At 69.5% G+C, this 15,284-nt stretch carries 17 protein-coding genes; 5 read left to right on the top strand and 12 right to left on the bottom strand.

Annotated elements, in window-relative coordinates; all coding sequences use genetic code 11:
- Positions 1–148: 148 nt before the first annotated feature.
- Genes JOD27_RS36900 through JOD27_RS36865 form a run of 8 tightly spaced genes read right to left on the bottom strand, consistent with a single transcriptional unit; the run spans position 149 to position 7,343 of the window.
- A complete protein-coding gene (locus JOD27_RS36900) occupies positions 149–1,051 on the bottom strand; it encodes a fumarylacetoacetate hydrolase family protein (RefSeq protein WP_204766992.1) in 903 nt (300 codons plus the stop codon).
- A 15-nt stretch (positions 1,052–1,066) separates the two neighbouring features.
- The gene (locus JOD27_RS36895; RefSeq protein ID WP_204766991.1) at positions 1,067–1,975 is read right to left on the bottom strand and encodes an MBL fold metallo-hydrolase; all 909 of its coding nucleotides are present in this window, start codon (positions 1,973–1,975) and stop codon (positions 1,067–1,069) included.
- 16 nt (positions 1,976–1,991) lie between these two features.
- Positions 1,992–2,807, bottom strand: a complete 816-nt coding sequence (locus JOD27_RS36890) for a FadR/GntR family transcriptional regulator (protein ID WP_204766990.1) — start codon at positions 2,805–2,807, stop codon at positions 1,992–1,994.
- A 23-nt stretch (positions 2,808–2,830) separates the two neighbouring features.
- Positions 2,831–4,036 (bottom strand): ABC transporter substrate-binding protein, encoded by a 1,206-nt coding sequence (locus JOD27_RS36885; RefSeq protein ID WP_204766989.1) that lies wholly within the window; start codon positions 4,034–4,036, stop codon positions 2,831–2,833.
- Complete coding sequence (locus tag JOD27_RS36880) at positions 4,011–4,985, bottom strand: branched-chain amino acid ABC transporter permease (RefSeq protein WP_204766988.1); 975 nt, start codon at positions 4,983–4,985, stop codon at positions 4,011–4,013. Before JOD27_RS36880 ends, JOD27_RS36885 begins: the two co-directional genes overlap by 26 nt.
- On the bottom strand, positions 4,982–5,863 hold the full coding sequence (locus tag JOD27_RS36875) for a branched-chain amino acid ABC transporter permease (protein WP_204766987.1): 882 nt from the start codon (positions 5,861–5,863) through the stop codon (positions 4,982–4,984). The genes JOD27_RS36880 and JOD27_RS36875 overlap by 4 nt, the downstream gene beginning before the upstream one ends.
- Entirely contained in the window at positions 5,860–6,603 is a 744-nt protein-coding gene (locus tag JOD27_RS36870) for an ABC transporter ATP-binding protein (RefSeq protein ID WP_307830552.1), read from the bottom strand. Before JOD27_RS36870 ends, JOD27_RS36875 begins: the two co-directional genes overlap by 4 nt.
- On the bottom strand, positions 6,600–7,343 hold the full coding sequence (locus tag JOD27_RS36865) for an ABC transporter ATP-binding protein (protein ID WP_204766986.1): 744 nt from the start codon (positions 7,341–7,343) through the stop codon (positions 6,600–6,602). The genes JOD27_RS36870 and JOD27_RS36865 overlap by 4 nt, the downstream gene beginning before the upstream one ends.
- Positions 7,344–7,679: 336 nt before the next feature.
- On the opposite strand from JOD27_RS36865, the gene JOD27_RS46955 reads away from it, so the two are divergent.
- Positions 7,680–8,588 carry a beta-ketoacyl synthase N-terminal-like domain-containing protein gene (locus tag JOD27_RS46955; RefSeq protein WP_204766985.1) on the top strand — a complete coding sequence of 303 codons (909 nt, stop codon included), beginning with the start codon at positions 7,680–7,682 and terminating at the stop codon, positions 8,586–8,588.
- A 9-nt stretch (positions 8,589–8,597) separates the two neighbouring features.
- On the opposite strand, the gene JOD27_RS46270 is transcribed toward JOD27_RS46955, so the two are convergent.
- Both JOD27_RS46270 and JOD27_RS36850 read right to left on the bottom strand, forming a co-directional pair.
- Positions 8,598–8,879 carry a carbonic anhydrase gene (locus JOD27_RS46270; RefSeq protein ID WP_204766984.1) on the bottom strand — a complete coding sequence of 94 codons (282 nt, stop codon included), beginning with the start codon at positions 8,877–8,879 and terminating at the stop codon, positions 8,598–8,600.
- 132 nt (positions 8,880–9,011) lie between these two features.
- On the bottom strand, positions 9,012–10,037 hold the full coding sequence (locus JOD27_RS36850) for a LacI family DNA-binding transcriptional regulator (RefSeq protein WP_204766983.1): 1,026 nt from the start codon (positions 10,035–10,037) through the stop codon (positions 9,012–9,014).
- A 118-nt stretch (positions 10,038–10,155) separates the two neighbouring features.
- On the opposite strand from JOD27_RS36850, the gene JOD27_RS36845 reads away from it, so the two are divergent.
- Genes JOD27_RS36845 through JOD27_RS36835 form a run of 3 tightly spaced genes read left to right on the top strand, consistent with a single transcriptional unit; the run spans position 10,156 to position 13,636 of the window.
- Entirely contained in the window at positions 10,156–11,619 is a 1,464-nt protein-coding gene (locus JOD27_RS36845) for an APC family permease (RefSeq protein WP_204766982.1), read from the top strand.
- Positions 11,616–13,271, top strand: a complete 1,656-nt coding sequence (locus tag JOD27_RS36840) for a N,N-dimethylformamidase beta subunit family domain-containing protein (protein ID WP_204766981.1) — start codon at positions 11,616–11,618, stop codon at positions 13,269–13,271. The genes JOD27_RS36845 and JOD27_RS36840 overlap by 4 nt, the downstream gene beginning before the upstream one ends.
- Positions 13,268–13,636 carry a cupin domain-containing protein gene (locus tag JOD27_RS36835; RefSeq protein WP_204766980.1) on the top strand — a complete coding sequence of 123 codons (369 nt, stop codon included), beginning with the start codon at positions 13,268–13,270 and terminating at the stop codon, positions 13,634–13,636. The genes JOD27_RS36840 and JOD27_RS36835 overlap by 4 nt, the downstream gene beginning before the upstream one ends.
- Before the next feature lie 250 nt (positions 13,637–13,886).
- Here the strand turns inward: JOD27_RS36835 and JOD27_RS36830 are convergent, their stop codons facing one another.
- A complete protein-coding gene (locus tag JOD27_RS36830; RefSeq protein WP_204766979.1) occupies positions 13,887–14,090 on the bottom strand; it encodes a hypothetical protein in 204 nt (67 codons plus the stop codon).
- Between the two features lie 154 nt (positions 14,091–14,244).
- Here JOD27_RS36830 and JOD27_RS36825 point away from each other — a divergent pair, with 154 nt between their 5' ends.
- Positions 14,245–14,760 carry an acyl-CoA dehydrogenase family protein gene (locus tag JOD27_RS36825; RefSeq protein ID WP_204766978.1) on the top strand — a complete coding sequence of 172 codons (516 nt, stop codon included), beginning with the start codon at positions 14,245–14,247 and terminating at the stop codon, positions 14,758–14,760.
- A gap of 9 nt (positions 14,761–14,769) precedes the next feature.
- Here JOD27_RS36825 and JOD27_RS36820 read toward each other — a convergent pair whose 3' ends face one another.
- Positions 14,770–15,225: an NUDIX domain-containing protein gene (locus tag JOD27_RS36820; protein WP_204766977.1), complete on the bottom strand. Its 456-nt coding sequence runs from the start codon at positions 15,223–15,225 to the stop codon at positions 14,770–14,772.
- Positions 15,226–15,284 lie beyond the last annotated feature (59 nt).

Raw genomic sequence — 15,284 nt, 5'->3', positions numbered from 1 at the left:
TGATGCGCAGGTCAGGCCTATCGGGCCGTGTTTTGACACCCCACAGGCCTGTGCTGTTGAAGCTGCTCAGGCGCAGAATCCGGACGTGCCACCTGCTCCCGCCGCGTGCTTCTGCGCTGCCCGAGCATGTCCTGGCCGGGAGCTGCGGTCACCTGCCGACGACGAGGCTATGCGTGGCGCCCAGTTGGTCGACGGTCATCTCCACGACATCGCCCGGTTGGAGCGACGGCAACGGCTTGCCGCGGCCGCGGAACTCGGCCAGGCAGCCGTTGCCGCACGTGCCGGAACCGATGATGTCGCCGGGACGCACCCAGGTGCCGCGGCTGGCGTGCGCGATCATCTCGCCGAAGCTCCAGTGCATGTTGTGCAACCGGTCCTCGCCGAGCAGTGTCCCGTTGACGCTGACGCGCATCCCGATGTCGTAGGAGGTTCCGGACCGGTAGGGCGCCAGTTCGTCGGGGGTGACCAGCACGGGGCCGAGGGTGCTGGCGCAGTCCTTGCCCTTCGCCGGTCCCAAGCCGAAGGTCATCTCGTGCCACTGGAGGTCCCGTGCCGACCAGTCGTTGAGGATCGTGTAGCCCGCGATGTGCCGTTCGGCCTGGTCCGGTGTGAGGTCTCGCCCGGCTCGGCCGATGACCGCGGCCACCTCCAGTTCGAAGTCGAAGTCGGTGCAGCCGGGTGGGATCGGGACGTCGTCGTGCGGGCCGATGATCGAGTGCGGGTTGGAGAAGTAGAACAGCGGCTGCTCGTACCAGACGGGAGGTATCCCCGTCTTGCCGGCGAGCCTGCCCACACCGTCCACGTGCTGCTCGAAGGCGATGAAGTCGCGCACGCTCGGCGGCTGTGGCACCGGTGGCAGCAGCCGCACGCCCGCGAGCGGCACGACCTCCGCCGGGTCGACCTTCGCCTGCTCGCCGGCGTCGAACAGTGCCTCGCCGTCGTCACCGAGCAGATCGAGCAGCCGCGGACCCGCGGGCAACGCGTGCACCTCGTCGTCGATCACCAGTCCCACTCGCTCCGCACCGGCGCTGTTGTAGGTGACGAACCGCATCTCGTGCCCTTTCGATCAGGCTGTGCAATGCAGCGGACGACCGCCGTTGTAGGCGATCGCGTCGGCGAACGCCGCTTTCGGATCGACTTCCCCGTGCCCGGTGAGGTCGGCGTAGGCGCGGTGCAGGTTCAGCACGATCCGTTCCGGGTCGAGCAGGTCGGCGAACTCGCCCAGGTCGAGGTTCGCCGCCGTCTGCAACGGACTCAGCCCGCGGTCGAGGCCATCGCGGGCGGCGGCCAGCACGAACCGGTAGTACCGCTCGTGGTGGTCGAAGATCTCCGGCCCGCACGGCTCGCCGTGCCCCGGCACCACGGTGCTGGCGCCGAAGGCCCGCAGTTGCCGCAGCGCGTCCAGCGAACCGGTCAGCGAACCCTGCAGGACCATCGGTGTGCCACCGTGGAACGCCAGGTCGCCCGCGAACAGCACACCTTGTCCCGGCAGCCAGCACACCACGTCGCCGGTGGTGTGCGCCCGTGGTCCAATGTGGACGATTTCGACGTGTTTGCCGGCGACGTGCAGGGTGAGCCGGTCGGTGAAGGTCACGTCCGGCGGCCGCAGCGGCAGTTCTCCCCAGTCCGGTGCGGGGTTCCAGACGTGCGGCGCGACGTGGCGGGCCTGGTCGGCGAGCACGGCTTCGCGGCAGTTGTGGTGGGCGAAGACCGTGGCGCCGGGGAACGCGGCGTTGCCGAAGGTGTGGTCGCCGTGGTGGTGGGTGTTCACGAGTCGCCGCACCGGCGCGGTCGTGACCTCGGCGATCGTCTGCCGCAGCCGCTGGGCGCGCACCGCGGTCGCGCACGAGTCGATCGCGAGGACGTCGTCGGGTCCGACGACGAAGCCGGTCGTGTTGATCCACCAGCTGCCGTCGTGCTGGACGTAGGCGTACACGTCCTCCGCCACTTCGCGCCGCGATGCGCCGCCTGCCATGGAAGCTCCGTTCGAATCAGCCGGTGACCTCGCGCCAGAAGCGCTGCAGGTCGAGGAATCCCTGGGGCAGCAATGCCGAGTCCGCGGCGATGTCGTGCTGAGTGACACCGTGGTCGCGCAGCCGCAGCCACGCCGCCCGGACATCCCCACGCAGCACCGCCTCCACGATGTCGACGTGCACGGCCACCCGCTCGGCGGTGTAGGCCGCGACGTCCTCCCCCTGGGGCGGTTCGGGACCACCGGTTCCGGCGTCCGCGACGGCGGTGGCCGTCTGCACGGTCGAGATGAGCACCTCGTCGTGTGTGGCCTCCAGCAGGGCGTCGTGCACGGTCCTGTGGACCGTGAAGTAGGCCTGCGGGTCACCCACCGACGCGTGCAGCTGATCGCGGATGTCGGTCAGTTTCGTGTGGTCCACGTCGGTGAGCGCGTGCGCGGCCGTGGCGACGATCAGCGGCTGGAGGGCGAAGTAGATCGCCAGGCCCTGGCCCGCCCGCTCCGCGTCCACCTCCGAACCGGTCAGCCGCCACCGGGCGCGGCCGAGGTGAAGGGCCGACGTGTCCGGTTCGGCGACCCGGACACCGCCCTTCACGCCGGGGCGGACGGTGACCAGGCCGCGGTCGACCAGCACGCGCAGCGCCATGTCCAGGGTGGCCGGACTCACGCTCAGCTGCTGCCGCAACTGTGTCTTGGTACCGAGGAAGGAGCCAGGGGCCATGGAATCGGACTCGATCTTGGCGGCGAGCGCGTCGGCCACGCGTTCCACTTTGGACCTGTCGTCCACGACGATGCCCGCCCAGTCCGGACCTCGAGGCCGCCCGCCCTTGTCTGCCATGGTGTGTCCGACTCCCTCCTGCGTCATTTCGCGATGCCGAGTTTCGACGAGTCGCGCAGCGGTTCCGCGTCGCGCCAGCTCGTCCCGTCGAACCGCATCACCTGGTACTGGTAGACCAGCCTGCCACCCGGCCCGGCCGACAGCGTGCTGCCCTCCAGCAGGCCCGGGACCTTGAGGTCCTTGACGGCGTTCCACGAGGCGTTGTAGCCGTCGGGATCCTGGGCCTTGGCCGTCTTTACCACCTCGACCAGCGCGGCGGCAGCGGCGTAGCCGTTGAGCACCAGTGCGTCGTTCGGGTCGGCGCCGCCACCGTACTTGGCGATGTCCGCCTTGTAGGCGGCGACGTCGGGCTGGCCGGCCCACCGGGGGTCGGCGGGATCGACCAGCCACAGCGTGGTGTGCAGGCCCGTGGCGGCCGCAGGAGTGAGCGGCTCGATGGTGGTCGTGCGCGCGGCGGGCGTGGAGTACAGGAACACCTCCGGGTGGTAGCCGATCTGCTGCATGTACTTCAGCGTCGGCACGATCTGGTTGGCGCCGAGGGACAGCATCAGCACGTTCACGCCGGCCGCCTGAAGCTGGGCGACCTGGCTGGAGTTGTCCTGCTGGTTCGGCGGCACCTTCAGCACCAGTGCGGGGTCGCCGCCGCCGCTCTTGATGCCCGCAGCCTGGCTGTCGGCGATGTCGTTGTTGAGGCTGAGCACGCCGACCTTCGGGTTCGGCACCTTGTCCAGGACGTACTTCGTGGTGATTGCGCTTTCCCAGGCGATGTCGGGCCACCACGCGTGGGTGTAGGGGAACTGCGCCACGTCGGAGAACGGTGTGTTACCCGCGAACGCGACGTGCAGCACCTTGTTCTGGTTGAGGTACGGGCGCACGGACAGCGATGGCCCGCCGAAGCTCAGGAAGATCTGCGCCTTGTCCTGTTCCACGGCACGGCGCGCGTTGGCGGTCATCCGGCTGGGGTCGTAGGCGTCGTCGTAGCTGGTGAACTTCACCTTGCGCCCATTGATACCGCCAGAGTCGTTGACCTTGGCGAAGTAGGCCGCCGCGCCTTTGCCGACGGCGCCCACGGCCGCCAGTGGGCCGGACTGGGCGAACGTGGCGCCGATGACGAGGTCGCCCTGTGCGGCGGGCGCCTGCGGCTGGTCGGTCCGGCCGCACGCGGCGAGCGTGAGCAGTGCGGCCGCGGCGACCGCGACTGTTCTACGGAGCGAAGTTCTGGTGAGCACGGCGTTCTCCGATCTTGGTCGTGATGCGGGAACCGAGGCCCGCGAGCCCCTGCGGGGCGAAGTAGAGGGTCAGCAGGAGCACCAGCGCGTAGCCGACCTGCGTCCAGTGCCCGGCGAGCGTGTCGCCGACGGTGTCGCTGACAAGTTGCGGCACGTAGACCACGAACACAGCGCCGACGAGCGCGCCGGCCCACGAGCGGATGCCGCCGATCACCGCGCCGGTCAGCAGTGCCAGCGAGAAGGTGAACGCGTACGCGTCGGGCACGACCGACTGCAGCACCAGGGCGTTGAGCGCACCGCCGAGAGCGGCCACCGCCCCGGACATGCCGACGACGAGCACCGAGAGCCGCCGCGTGTCGACACCTGTCGTGCGCGCCATGGCGGGTTGCAGTCGCAGCGCGTCCAACGCCCTGCCGGTGCGGCCCCTGCACAGCAACGCCAGCAGCGCGAACACGGCAGCGAGCGCCACAAAGGTCACCAGGTACAGGAACTGCGCACTGGACAGCTGGATGCCTGCGGGTGTGCGCACCGGGGGCGTCTGGATGCCGAACGGCCCACCGGTCAGGTCCTTGAACCTGCTGAGCAGCAAGGGGAACAGCACCGCCAGCGACAGCGTGATCAGACCCAGGCTCATGCCACTCAGCCGCAGCGCGGGCAACCCGAGCAGCAACCCGGCCGCCAGACCGACCACCATCGCCAGGAGCACCGCCACCGGCCACGGCAGTCCACCCGACACGATCGCGATCGCGCAGGTGTAGGCGCCCAGCCCGAACAGCGCACCCTGGCCGGCACTGACCTGCCCGCTCCACCCCGTGAGCAGCACGAGACTCGCGATGGGCAGCGCGGTCGTCGTGACGCGCGCGATCTGGAAGGTCTGGTAGTCGTCGAGGATGTACGGGAGTGCGATGCCGGCGACCGCCACCACACCCCACAGCAACCATTTCCTCATGAGCGCACCACCGCCGCCCGGCCGAACAGCCCACTGGGTTTGACGAGCAGCACGAGGAAGATCACGCCGAACGGCACGACCAGCGCCAGGTCGCCGCCCAATGCGGGCACGTACCGGGCGGCCATCGTGGTGAGCACACCGAGAACGACGCCACCCAGCGCCGAACCGAACGGGCTGGCGAAGCCGCCCAGCGCGGCCGCGGCGAACGCCATCAACAGCGGTCCCTGCATCATCTCCGGGCTCAGTCCGACCGTCGGTGCCGTCATCAGCCCGGCAACCCCGCCGACCGCCCCGGCCAACGCCCAGCCGACCGCCAGCATCCGTCCTGGCCGGATCCCCAGCAGCACCGCCGAACCGGGGTTGATCGCCACCGCCTTCATCCGCAGACCCAGGCCGGTGAACCGGAAGAAGCAGCCGACCGCGACCATCACCACCGCCACCACGGCCACCGAACCGATCTGCTGAGCGGTGAGCACCACGTCACCGAGCCGGACGGCCGAGGCCCCGAACGGGCTGTCCCACGAGTGCGGGTCCGTACCCCAGATCACCGCGACGAGCCCGTTGAGCCCGAGCAGCAGCGCCGCGGTCACCGTGATCAGCGCCAACGGCGACGTGCCCTCGACCGGCCGCACCAGCACGCGTTCCAGCACCGCCCCGAGCGCCGCCGAACCGGCGACCACCACCGGAATCGCCGCGACCGGCGGCCATCCCGCCGCGGCCAGCGACCATGCCGCGTAGGCGGCGACAACGGCCATCTCGCCCTGTGCGAAGTTGAGCAGCCCAGTGCCCTGGAAGACCACCGACACGGCCAGCGCGAGTCCGGCGTAGACACATCCGCCGGCCAACCCGTTGACCAGCTGTTGCAGGATCTCGGTCATCGGGTCACCGCCTGCTCCGCGGCCGAACCGAGGTACGCGCGCCGCAGTTCGCCGGACTCGGCCACTTCTGCGGACGGTCCTGTGTGGACGATGAGACCACCCGCGAGCACCACGGCACGATCCGCAATGGACAGTGACAGCCGGGCGTTCTGCTCGGCCAGCAACACCGAGACGCCCCAGTCGGAACGCAGCTCGCGAAGGGTGCGGAACAGCATCGACGTCGTGACCGGCGCCAGGCCCAGGGAGGGTTCGTCGATCAGGAGAACGCGAGGGCGAGCCAGCAGTGCCCGCGCGATCGCCAGCATCTGCTGCTGCCCACCGGACAGCGCACCCGCCGGACGGGACAGGAACTCGCCCAGCACCGGGAACATGTCGATCATCCGGGTCAGGTCGGCGTCGCCGTGACGGCGGTGCGCCCGGCCACGCGCCAGCAGACCGAGCCGCAGGTTCTGCAGGACAGTCAGGTCGGCGAACGTACCCCGACCCTGTGGCACGTGGCCGACGCCAAGGCGGGCCACCGATGCCGCGTCCTTGCCGTGGGTACCGACGCCGAGCAGCGTCACCGTGCCCTGCGTCCTCACGGTTCGCGAGATGCCGCGCAGAACAGTGGTCTTCCCGGCCCCGTTGGGCCCGACAAGAGCGACGATCTCGCCTTCGTGGACGTCGAAGTCGATCCCGTGCACCACTTCCACTCCGCCGTACCGTGCCCTCAGCCCGGTGACGGACAGCACGCCACTCACACGCCCACCTCCTGACCGAGATAGGCGGTCACCACACGGGGGTCGTTCGTGACCTCGGCAGGCGTGCCCACGCAGAGCACACGTCCCGTGTCGAGCACGACGACAGCCTGCGCCAGGGTGCTCACGAGCTCGACGTCGTGCTCGACGAGCACACACGACATCCCGAACTCCGCACCGACGCGCAACACCGCGCCGATCAGCTCCACGGCCTCGTCGTGATCGAGGCCCGCGGCCGGCTCGTCCAGCAACAGCAGGCACGGACGCGACATCAGAGACCGCGCGAGCTCAACACGGCGCCGATCGCCGTGCGACAACGCACCCACGGGACGGTCGGCAACGTCGCCCATCACGTCGAGCAGCTCAGCCGCGCGAGCCCTGAGCTGCCGTTCCGGCCTCCGGCGGGGTTCGCCGAGCATCACGTTGTCCAGCGGTGGCAGATGGTCGAGCAGGGCCGGCGTCTGAAACGTCCTGGCCACGCCCAGACGGGCCCGGCGGAAGGCGGCGATACCGCCGATAGACCTGCCGTGCAGCAGCACGTCGCCCTCGTGCCGGTGAAGGCCGCTGATGCAGTTGAGCAATGTGCTCTTGCCGGCCCCGTTGGGTCCGATGAGACCGGTGACCTGGCCTTCCGCGACCTGGAGGCTCACGGAGTCCAGCGCGCGGACACCGCGGAAGGACACCCCGGCCTCGCGAACTTCAAGGACCGGTGGGGGACTGCCGGGTGGGGACGTGTGCTTCATCGCACCTCGCCTTCGGACTGCGTTGTCGTGCGCACAGAGGACCACGCACAGACCGCAGTAATCAATACATTCAACATAGTCAATTGAGCGTATCGATTCAGTCCGCTGGCCTGAGGTTCCGGACTTGCGGGGAGACCCTGGCCGCGGCGGCTCGCTTGCCTGCATTGAGCGGACCGCACCACTCGGTTGTCGAGCGGCTGAGGCGGACCGCTCACGTCGGCTACAGCTGGCGGATGTCGTCGCTGGGCCACGCGCAGCGGCTCGTCTGGCCACAGCTGCTGCGCCAACCCGATCTGCTGATCCCCGCGGGGTCCGCGAACGGCTTGGACCCCGCCGGTGCCCGTGGATCTGCGGGAGACCCGTACGCGACTGCGCGACGCCGAACACCGCTCCCACGAGCCGGTCGCGATCGTCGGCATGAGCTGCCGGTTTCCAGGCGGCGTCAGAACTCCCGACCAGCTGTGGGAACTGGTAGCCGGGGGGCGTGACGTGATCGGCGGCTTCCCTGCCGATCGCGGCTGGGACCTCGAGCAGCTGCGCGGTGCCAGTGATACCCAGTCCGGCGGCTTTCTCCACGACGCAGCCGGGTTCGAGCCGTCCTTCTTCGGCATCAGGCCCAGGGAGGCGGTCGCGATGGACCCGCAGCAGCGGTTGCTCCTGGAGACCTCGTGGGGGGCGATCGAGTCGGCCAGGATCGACCCGAAGTCGTTGCGCGGCACCAGCACCGGTGTGTTCGCCGGGGTGATCTACCACGACTACGCGGCCCGTCTGCGCCGGGTGCTGCCCAAGAACATGAAGTCCGACCTCAAGCGAGGCAGGCGGCGCAGTGTCCCCGACGAGGCGCGGATTGCCGTGTGGGTGGTCGAATACATGGTCACCAACCGGGGTGGCAAAGCCGAGACGATCAGGTTGATCACCTCGATCATGGATCACGAGCTGGCCCCGTCGGCGGAGCTGGCGGCGTTGTATCGGCAGCGCTGGGAGTTCGAGCTCACGCTGGACGAGGTCGAGACCCATCAGATGCCGCACCATCGGTTGCTGCGATCGAAAACACCGGAGCTGGTGCGGCAGGAGATCTGGGCGCTGCTGCTGACCCACTACGCGGTGCGTGACCTGATGCTCGAGGCCGCCGACGACATGGACGCCGACGACGGCCTGGACGTCGACGAGTTGTCGTTCGTCCGCAGTCTCAACGCCGTCCGCCGCCAGGTCACCAACCAGGCGGGTTTTCCCCTCACCGGCTGAAGAAAGCGATCACCGAAACCCTTGAGGAGATCCGACATCGGCTTCCGCGGTAGGGGCGGAGCGGTCGATGGTCACCTGGCTCTCGCGTCGTGTGCTGGGGTCGGCGTGGCGGAGCCAGTCGCGCAGCGGTGCTGAGATGTCCTGGCTGCCTTCGGTCACGGCTTTCATCGCTCCGCAGCCGAAGGTGAACAGGTCTCCCGGGCCGCTCGTGGTAATCACGTTCGGCACGATCCGACTTGAGCTGATCGTATCCACGGGAAGGGACACCCAGCAGCACAGCAGGAAGAACACCAACCCCGACCGGACCCTTGACGACCCGGTGCAGCAGGCCGCCGGTCAATCGCCCCAGGGCCCGACATCACCGACGCACCACTGGCCGCCGGGACGAAGCCGGTACCGCGGCACGTGTTGGCCTGCCCTCGGCTATCCGTGCCTCTGTTGGCTGCTGGCGCGGGCGCGCAGTTCGGTCGGGGTGTTCAGCTCGCTTGCGGGGTGAGCGCCCCGGAGCAGTTCGAGCAGCGTGGTGACCGCGGTGCGCGCTTGGGACTCCGGGAACAGGTCGACCGCGGTGATCGGCGGGTCGGTGGTGTGCAGGGCGGGCTCGTCGCTGTCCTGAGCGAGCAACAGGTCGTGCGGCACTCGTAGTCCCAGTTCACGTGCGGCGGCCAGGACCCCGACACCGAAACCCAGGCACAGCGCGAGGATCGCGTCCGGCGGATCGTCCCGGAGGACCGCGAGCGCGGCCGTCCGTGCCGACTCCGACATCGTGCAGGCGGACAGCTGCGCCGGCGGTGGCACCCGCACCGCGTCCGGTTGGACTCCGCGGGTGGCGCACCAGCGCCGGTAGGCGATGATCGAGCGTTCGGCCCACTCCCACGGCATGTCCGGCGCCAGCGCCACGATCCGGGTCGCACCTTGGGCGGCCAGGTGGTCCAGGAGCCCGGCCACCACGGCGTCGGTGTCCGGGGCGACCTGGTGGGCGATGCGACCCGTCGAGTCCCGGCCGAGGGCGACGGCGGGGATGCCGAGGCCGGCGATCGCGGCCAGGCGCGGATCACCTTCGCCCGGCTCGACCACGATCAACCCGTCGAACGCCATCCGTCGCAGCTGACCCGCGTCATGGACCGCCGGCACCAGCAGCAGCCCGTGCTCGGCCTCAAACGCGGCTTGGGCCGCGGCCGTGGTCACCCGGCCGTACCACTCGAACGACAGGATGTCGTCGCGGCGCTGCCCGACGACCGTGCCGAGCGCCATGCCGAGCGTCGCGGTGCGGCCGGAGCGCAGGCCGCGTGCGACCGGGTCGGCCGAATACCCCAGCTCGGCGGCGATGCGGCGGATGCGCTCGCGGGTGTCCGGGTCCACGCGCCCTTTGCCGTTGAGCGCGTAGGACACCGTGCCCACCGACACACCCGCGACGGTGGCGACGTCCCGCAAGGTCGGCTTCGCCATGCCCGCAGCATAACGCACAAACGTTTCACCACTGGTATTGACTCTGCCTAAACGTTTGTGCACGCTGTGCCGAACGACGCGCGGGACAGCCCGTCGGATCGAGAACGAGGAGGCCGTCATGGGGACTGAGCCACCGGAAATCGGAACCACCCTGCGTACCGACGCCGTCGGTGTGCGGGACTTGGTGTTCTTCGTGCTGTCCGCGGCGGCGCCGCTGACCGTGATGGCCGGGTTCGCGGCGATCGCGTTCTTGGTCGGGGGAGTCGTCGCACCGGCGGGATTCCTGATCGCCGGGATCGTGTTCGCCGTGTTCGCGGTCGGGTTCACCGCGATGAGCAGGCACCTGTCCGGCAGCGGGGCGTTCTACGTCTACATCCGGCGGGGCCTGGGGCCGGTGACCGGGTCGGGTGCCGCACTCGTGGCCTACGTCGCCTACGCGCTGGGGCAGGTCGGGTTCGTCGCGGTGGCCGGGCTGTTCGCCTCGACGACGTTGCGCGACTTACTCGGGTGGTCAGCGCCGTGGCAGGTGTGCGCGCTGGCTCTCGGGCTGCTCGTGGCCGTGCTGTCCTACCTGAAGGTGGACATCGGCGCGAGGGTTCTGGCGGTGCTGCTCACCGCGGAGGTCGCCGTCCTGCTCGTGCTGTCGGCCGCGATCCTGCTCCGCGGCGGTCACGAGGGACTGTCGTTCGGGAGCTTCGATCCGGCCAACCTGCTCACCCCGGGGCTGGGTTCGCTGTTCGTCATCACCTTCGTCGTGTACCTGGGGTTCGAGCAGACCGCGATCTACAGCGAGGAGGCCAGGGACCCTCGCCGGACGGTCTCCCGGGCCACCTATGTCGCGGTGGCCACTCTCGCGGTGCTCTACACGTTCGTCTCGTGGGTGATCTTGATGGGAGCGGGTCCGGACCGCCTCGCGTCGCTGCTCGCCGGTGATCCCGCCGACCTGGTCTTCGGCCTCAACACCGAGTACGTCGGCACCGCGATGACCGACGTGATGCACGTCCTGATCGTCACCAGCTTCTTCGCCGGTGTGCTCGCGCTGCAGAACGCCGGCAGCCGGTACCTGTTCTCGCTCGGGCGCGACGGCGTGCTCCCCGCGGCGTTCGCGCGCACCAACCGGGGTCAGACACCGAGCACCGCCGGAGTGGTCCACACCGTGGTCGTGCTCGGTGTGCTGGCCGGGTTCGCGCTGGCCGGCCTGGACCCGTACCGCCAGATCGTGGCGTGGACCAACACCCCCGCCCTGGTCGGCGTGCTGGCACTAGAAGCGGCCACGTCGATCGCCGTGATCCGCTTCTTCCACCGGAAGCGGACCGGGGAAACGGCGTGGCAGCGGCTCGTCGCCCCCGCGCTGGCTGCGGTACTGCTCGCCGCCGTACTCGTGCTGGTGATCCTCCGGATGAACCTGCTGACCAACCTCGGCCCGACGGGCAACTTCCTCGTGCTCAGCCCGCTGGTCGCCGGCCTGCTCGCCGGCTGCGGCCGTGCGCTGTGGCTGCGTGCGGTCGGCCGCGGCCTGGCCCAGGAAGCCAGCACGGACACCGGCACGGACACCGGCACCCCGGAGGAGAACCATCGATGACGCAGCTTCCCCTGCCCCCGCTGCCGGGGCCGTCGGTCACCGGTCCCGGACTTCGTGCCCGCTACGCCTGGTCGATCCCCGGCTTCGCGGTGGAACGCCCGTCCGGAACCGGTGAACCGGAGATCTGGTGCTACACCGACAAGTTCGGCTACCGGCCCGGCGAAGTGATCGACGTGCACGTCCACACCACCGCGGCACGCTACGACCTGACCGTGCTCCGGGACGGTGCGTCGCCGAAGGTCGTCTGGCACCGGCAGGACCTGGCCGGCGCGGCCCACCCGACGCCCGAGGACGCCTACCGGCGAGGGTGCGGCTGGCCGGTTGCGCTGCGGATCGAGGTCGATCCCGAGTGGCAGTCCGGACTTTACCTGCTGGTCGTCGGGATCGAGGTGGACGGTCGGCGGTACGAACGCGAGCACTTCGTCGTCGTCGGTCCAAGCGGGACAGTCCCGCGCACGCCGTTCGCTCTGGTGCTGACGACCAGCACGATGATCGCCTACAACGACTGGGGCGGCGCGAATCACTACCGCGGGTTGGGCGACGACCCCTACGTCGACGTGCCTTCGCCCGAACTGTCGATCCACCGTCCCGTCGCCCGCGGCATGCTGCGGCAGCCGCCCGGCGCACCTCGTGCAGCCAATCCGGACACGCCCGGAATCGACTACGTCCCAAGGCATCCCGCTTACGAGTGGGCACACGCGCACGGCTACTCACGGCACTACGCGGACGCGTTCTGGGCAACGTACGAGCGTCCGTTCGTGGTCTGGGCCGAGCGCAACGGCTACGCGTTCGACTACCTGACCCAGCACGACCTGCACCAGGACCCGCGTTGCCTCGACGGCTACCGGTGCGCGATCCTCGTCGGCCACGACGAGTACTGGACCGCCCGGATGCGCGACACGGTGGACGCGTTCGTCGACGGCGGAGGGAACGTCGCGCGGTTCGGAGCGAACTTCGCCTGGCAGATCCGGCTGCACGACGACGACACGACCCAGGTCTGCTACAAGGACCCGCGAGCCGACCCTCTCGCCGAAGCCGAGCCGGAGCAGGCGACGACGTTGTGGGACGCACCGGCCGTCGGCCGTCCCGGCGCGGCGACGATGGGCCTGACCGCGGTCGGCGGCGGCTACACCCGCTACGGGTCCACGACGCCACGCTCCAGCGGCGGCTACACCGTCTACCGGCCCCGCCACTGGGTGTTCGACGGAACCGACCTGCGTTACGGCGACGTCTTCGGCCAGGCCCCGATCTGCGTCGTGGGCTTCGAGGTCGACGGCGTGGACTACACCGTCCACAATGGACTTCCTCACCCCACCGGGACCGACGGCGCGCCGGACGGCCTCGCCATCCTGGCGATGGCCCCGGCCGTCATCGGGGAAACCGACGACTGGCAGGGCATGGTTCCCCTCGGCGCCCCGGCCGACGAGGTGATCAGCCTGACCGACGCGTTGTACGGCACCGCCGTCCCCGAGCGGATGCAGGGCGAACGTTACGGCGCGGCCATGATGGCCGTCTTCTCCCGAGGGCTCGGCACGGTCTTCAACGCCGGGACCTGCGAATGGGTCAACGGCCTCATCCACCGCGACGAGTTCACCGAAACCATCACCCACAACGTCCTGCGCCGATTCGCCACCACGGGAGCGAAGGCATGAACGTCGACGACATCCGGACGATCACCGTCGGGTCCGGCACCCCGGTCCACCCCGAATGGCCACCGGGACACGCCGGCCCGACCTGGTCGGAAACCGAATGGCGCAGCTTCGGCAGCGAAACCGGCAACCGCTGGTTCGGCGGCGCGTGGGAAGGCGAGCCCGGCACCCTCGACCTGCCCGCCTACCCCTACGACGAACTGTGCGTCATGCTCGCCGGCCGCGTAGCCCTCACCGACGAACAAGGTGGCCGCCGCGTCTTCGAGGCCGGCGAAGCATTCTTCGTGCCACGAGGCTTCCGAGGCCGCTGGGAAACTCTCGAACCCTCACGGAAGATCTTCGTCGCGCTCGGCCCGTTCACACACTGAATCGGCGAGCGGCCTGCGGCTGGATTGCGCAACCCTGCTGAGGTCACCGAGATCGTGCCCGCGGTTGTACTCATGCTGCTCTCGGCGGCCGCGCTGGCGTTGGGGATCGTGGCCGCCTCAGGCCGACGGGCTCGGGTGAGTCGGCGCAAGGTGACGGGCCTGGCGGCCAGGCGACGTCGGCGTGCCGGTCGATGAAGTCGCCGGCCACGTCGACGAGGAGTCGCTCATCGGTCGGCTTAGCGAGCACTGGTCAGCCGATGAAGGGCGGGTCATCGCCGTCCGGGCGGAGCAGCGCGGTGACTGCGTCGAGCGTGTCCCGGTGGACGGAGTCGCGGCTGCGCCAGGCCAGGCCGATTTCGAAGCGGACCTCGCTCTCCGCGACGGGATAGGTCCGCAGCCGGTCCAAGTCGAGGAACCGGGCCGTGGGCAGGTCGTCGCCGACGGTGGCGAACATCAGCTCGCCTGTGCGGGCGGCCGCAGTCGACGCGGGCGAGCCAGGCCTGCTCCGAGAGCCGATTCCGCCGACCGGGCTCGCCGGCTGGACCTGGGGCGTCCTGAACCTCCACTCCGTGAAGATCAGGCCAGAAGACGTCCTGCACGGAGACGGCATGGCTCTGCTGCGCGAGCACTTCGCCAGCTATCGACCGCTGGTCACCGCCACCGCGCTCGGCGGCGCGGCCGCAGTCTTCGACACCGTGAGCGCCCGGCTTACCGAGCGAATAGCCACCGGCGACTTGCGCAGGCTGCGTGACTCAGCGCTGATCACCCTTGGCCGCACCCACGTCCAGCTGGCGACTGCACTTCTGGGAGCCGTCATGGCCGCTCAACTGGCGGAAGGCGGACACGCTGACGCGGAGCTGTGGGGCGCGGCGACGAAGGCTCATGGCATCGACACCGCCAACTCCGCCACCGCGGAACTCGCGCTCCTGCTCGGGGCGTCAGGTTTCCGTGCAGACTGCCAGACCGCAAAGACGCGCCGGGACCTGAGCGGGCTGCTCTATGCCGACGGCATCCACGACAGCCTGTACCGGACAGCGGGCAAGCAGCACACGACCACAAAGGACGGTACGAACGCGGTTCCGGCGCCGCGAGATCAACCGAACCCGGTCTCGCTGATGGCCTGATCAGCCTGACTACGCGACTCGCTGTCCCTGTTCGCACAACGCTGTCGCGTTCTGCTCAGCGGCCTGCAACGCGACCGCCAGACGGTCGGCCATCATTGGCTTCACCTTGCTGCGAGCTTCGTCCAGGCTGTGGAAGCCGGCGGAGAGGATCTCGCCGTCCGTGAAGACCATGCCGACCAGATCGGTTTCGTCCAGCACACCACCGTCGAAGACGAACACCACACCCTCAGGGCGGGAGTCCTGTGGCCGCACGTAGTCCACCACGAGCAGCTGGCCCAGCGGCCGTTCCCACCCCACCTCTTCGGCGAGTTCACGGGTTGCCGCCGCCCACGGCGACTCGTCCGCTTCAACCGCGCCGCCGGGAATCTCCCAGTTCGGCTTGTAGGACGGCTCGAGCAACAGCACCCTGCCCGCCTTGTCGCGGAACAAGGGTCTGCTGCACGAGTAGGTGACAGTTGTAGTCACGCAGCCTGACTGGCTGGCGTGGTCATGATTGCTTCGTATTCGATGGGGGTCAACCGGCC

The organism is Lentzea nigeriaca (genome assembly GCF_016907955.1).
GTDB lineage: Bacteria > Actinomycetota > Actinomycetes > Mycobacteriales > Pseudonocardiaceae > Lentzea > Lentzea nigeriaca.
This window is presented reverse-complemented; position numbering and strand designations above follow the sequence as displayed.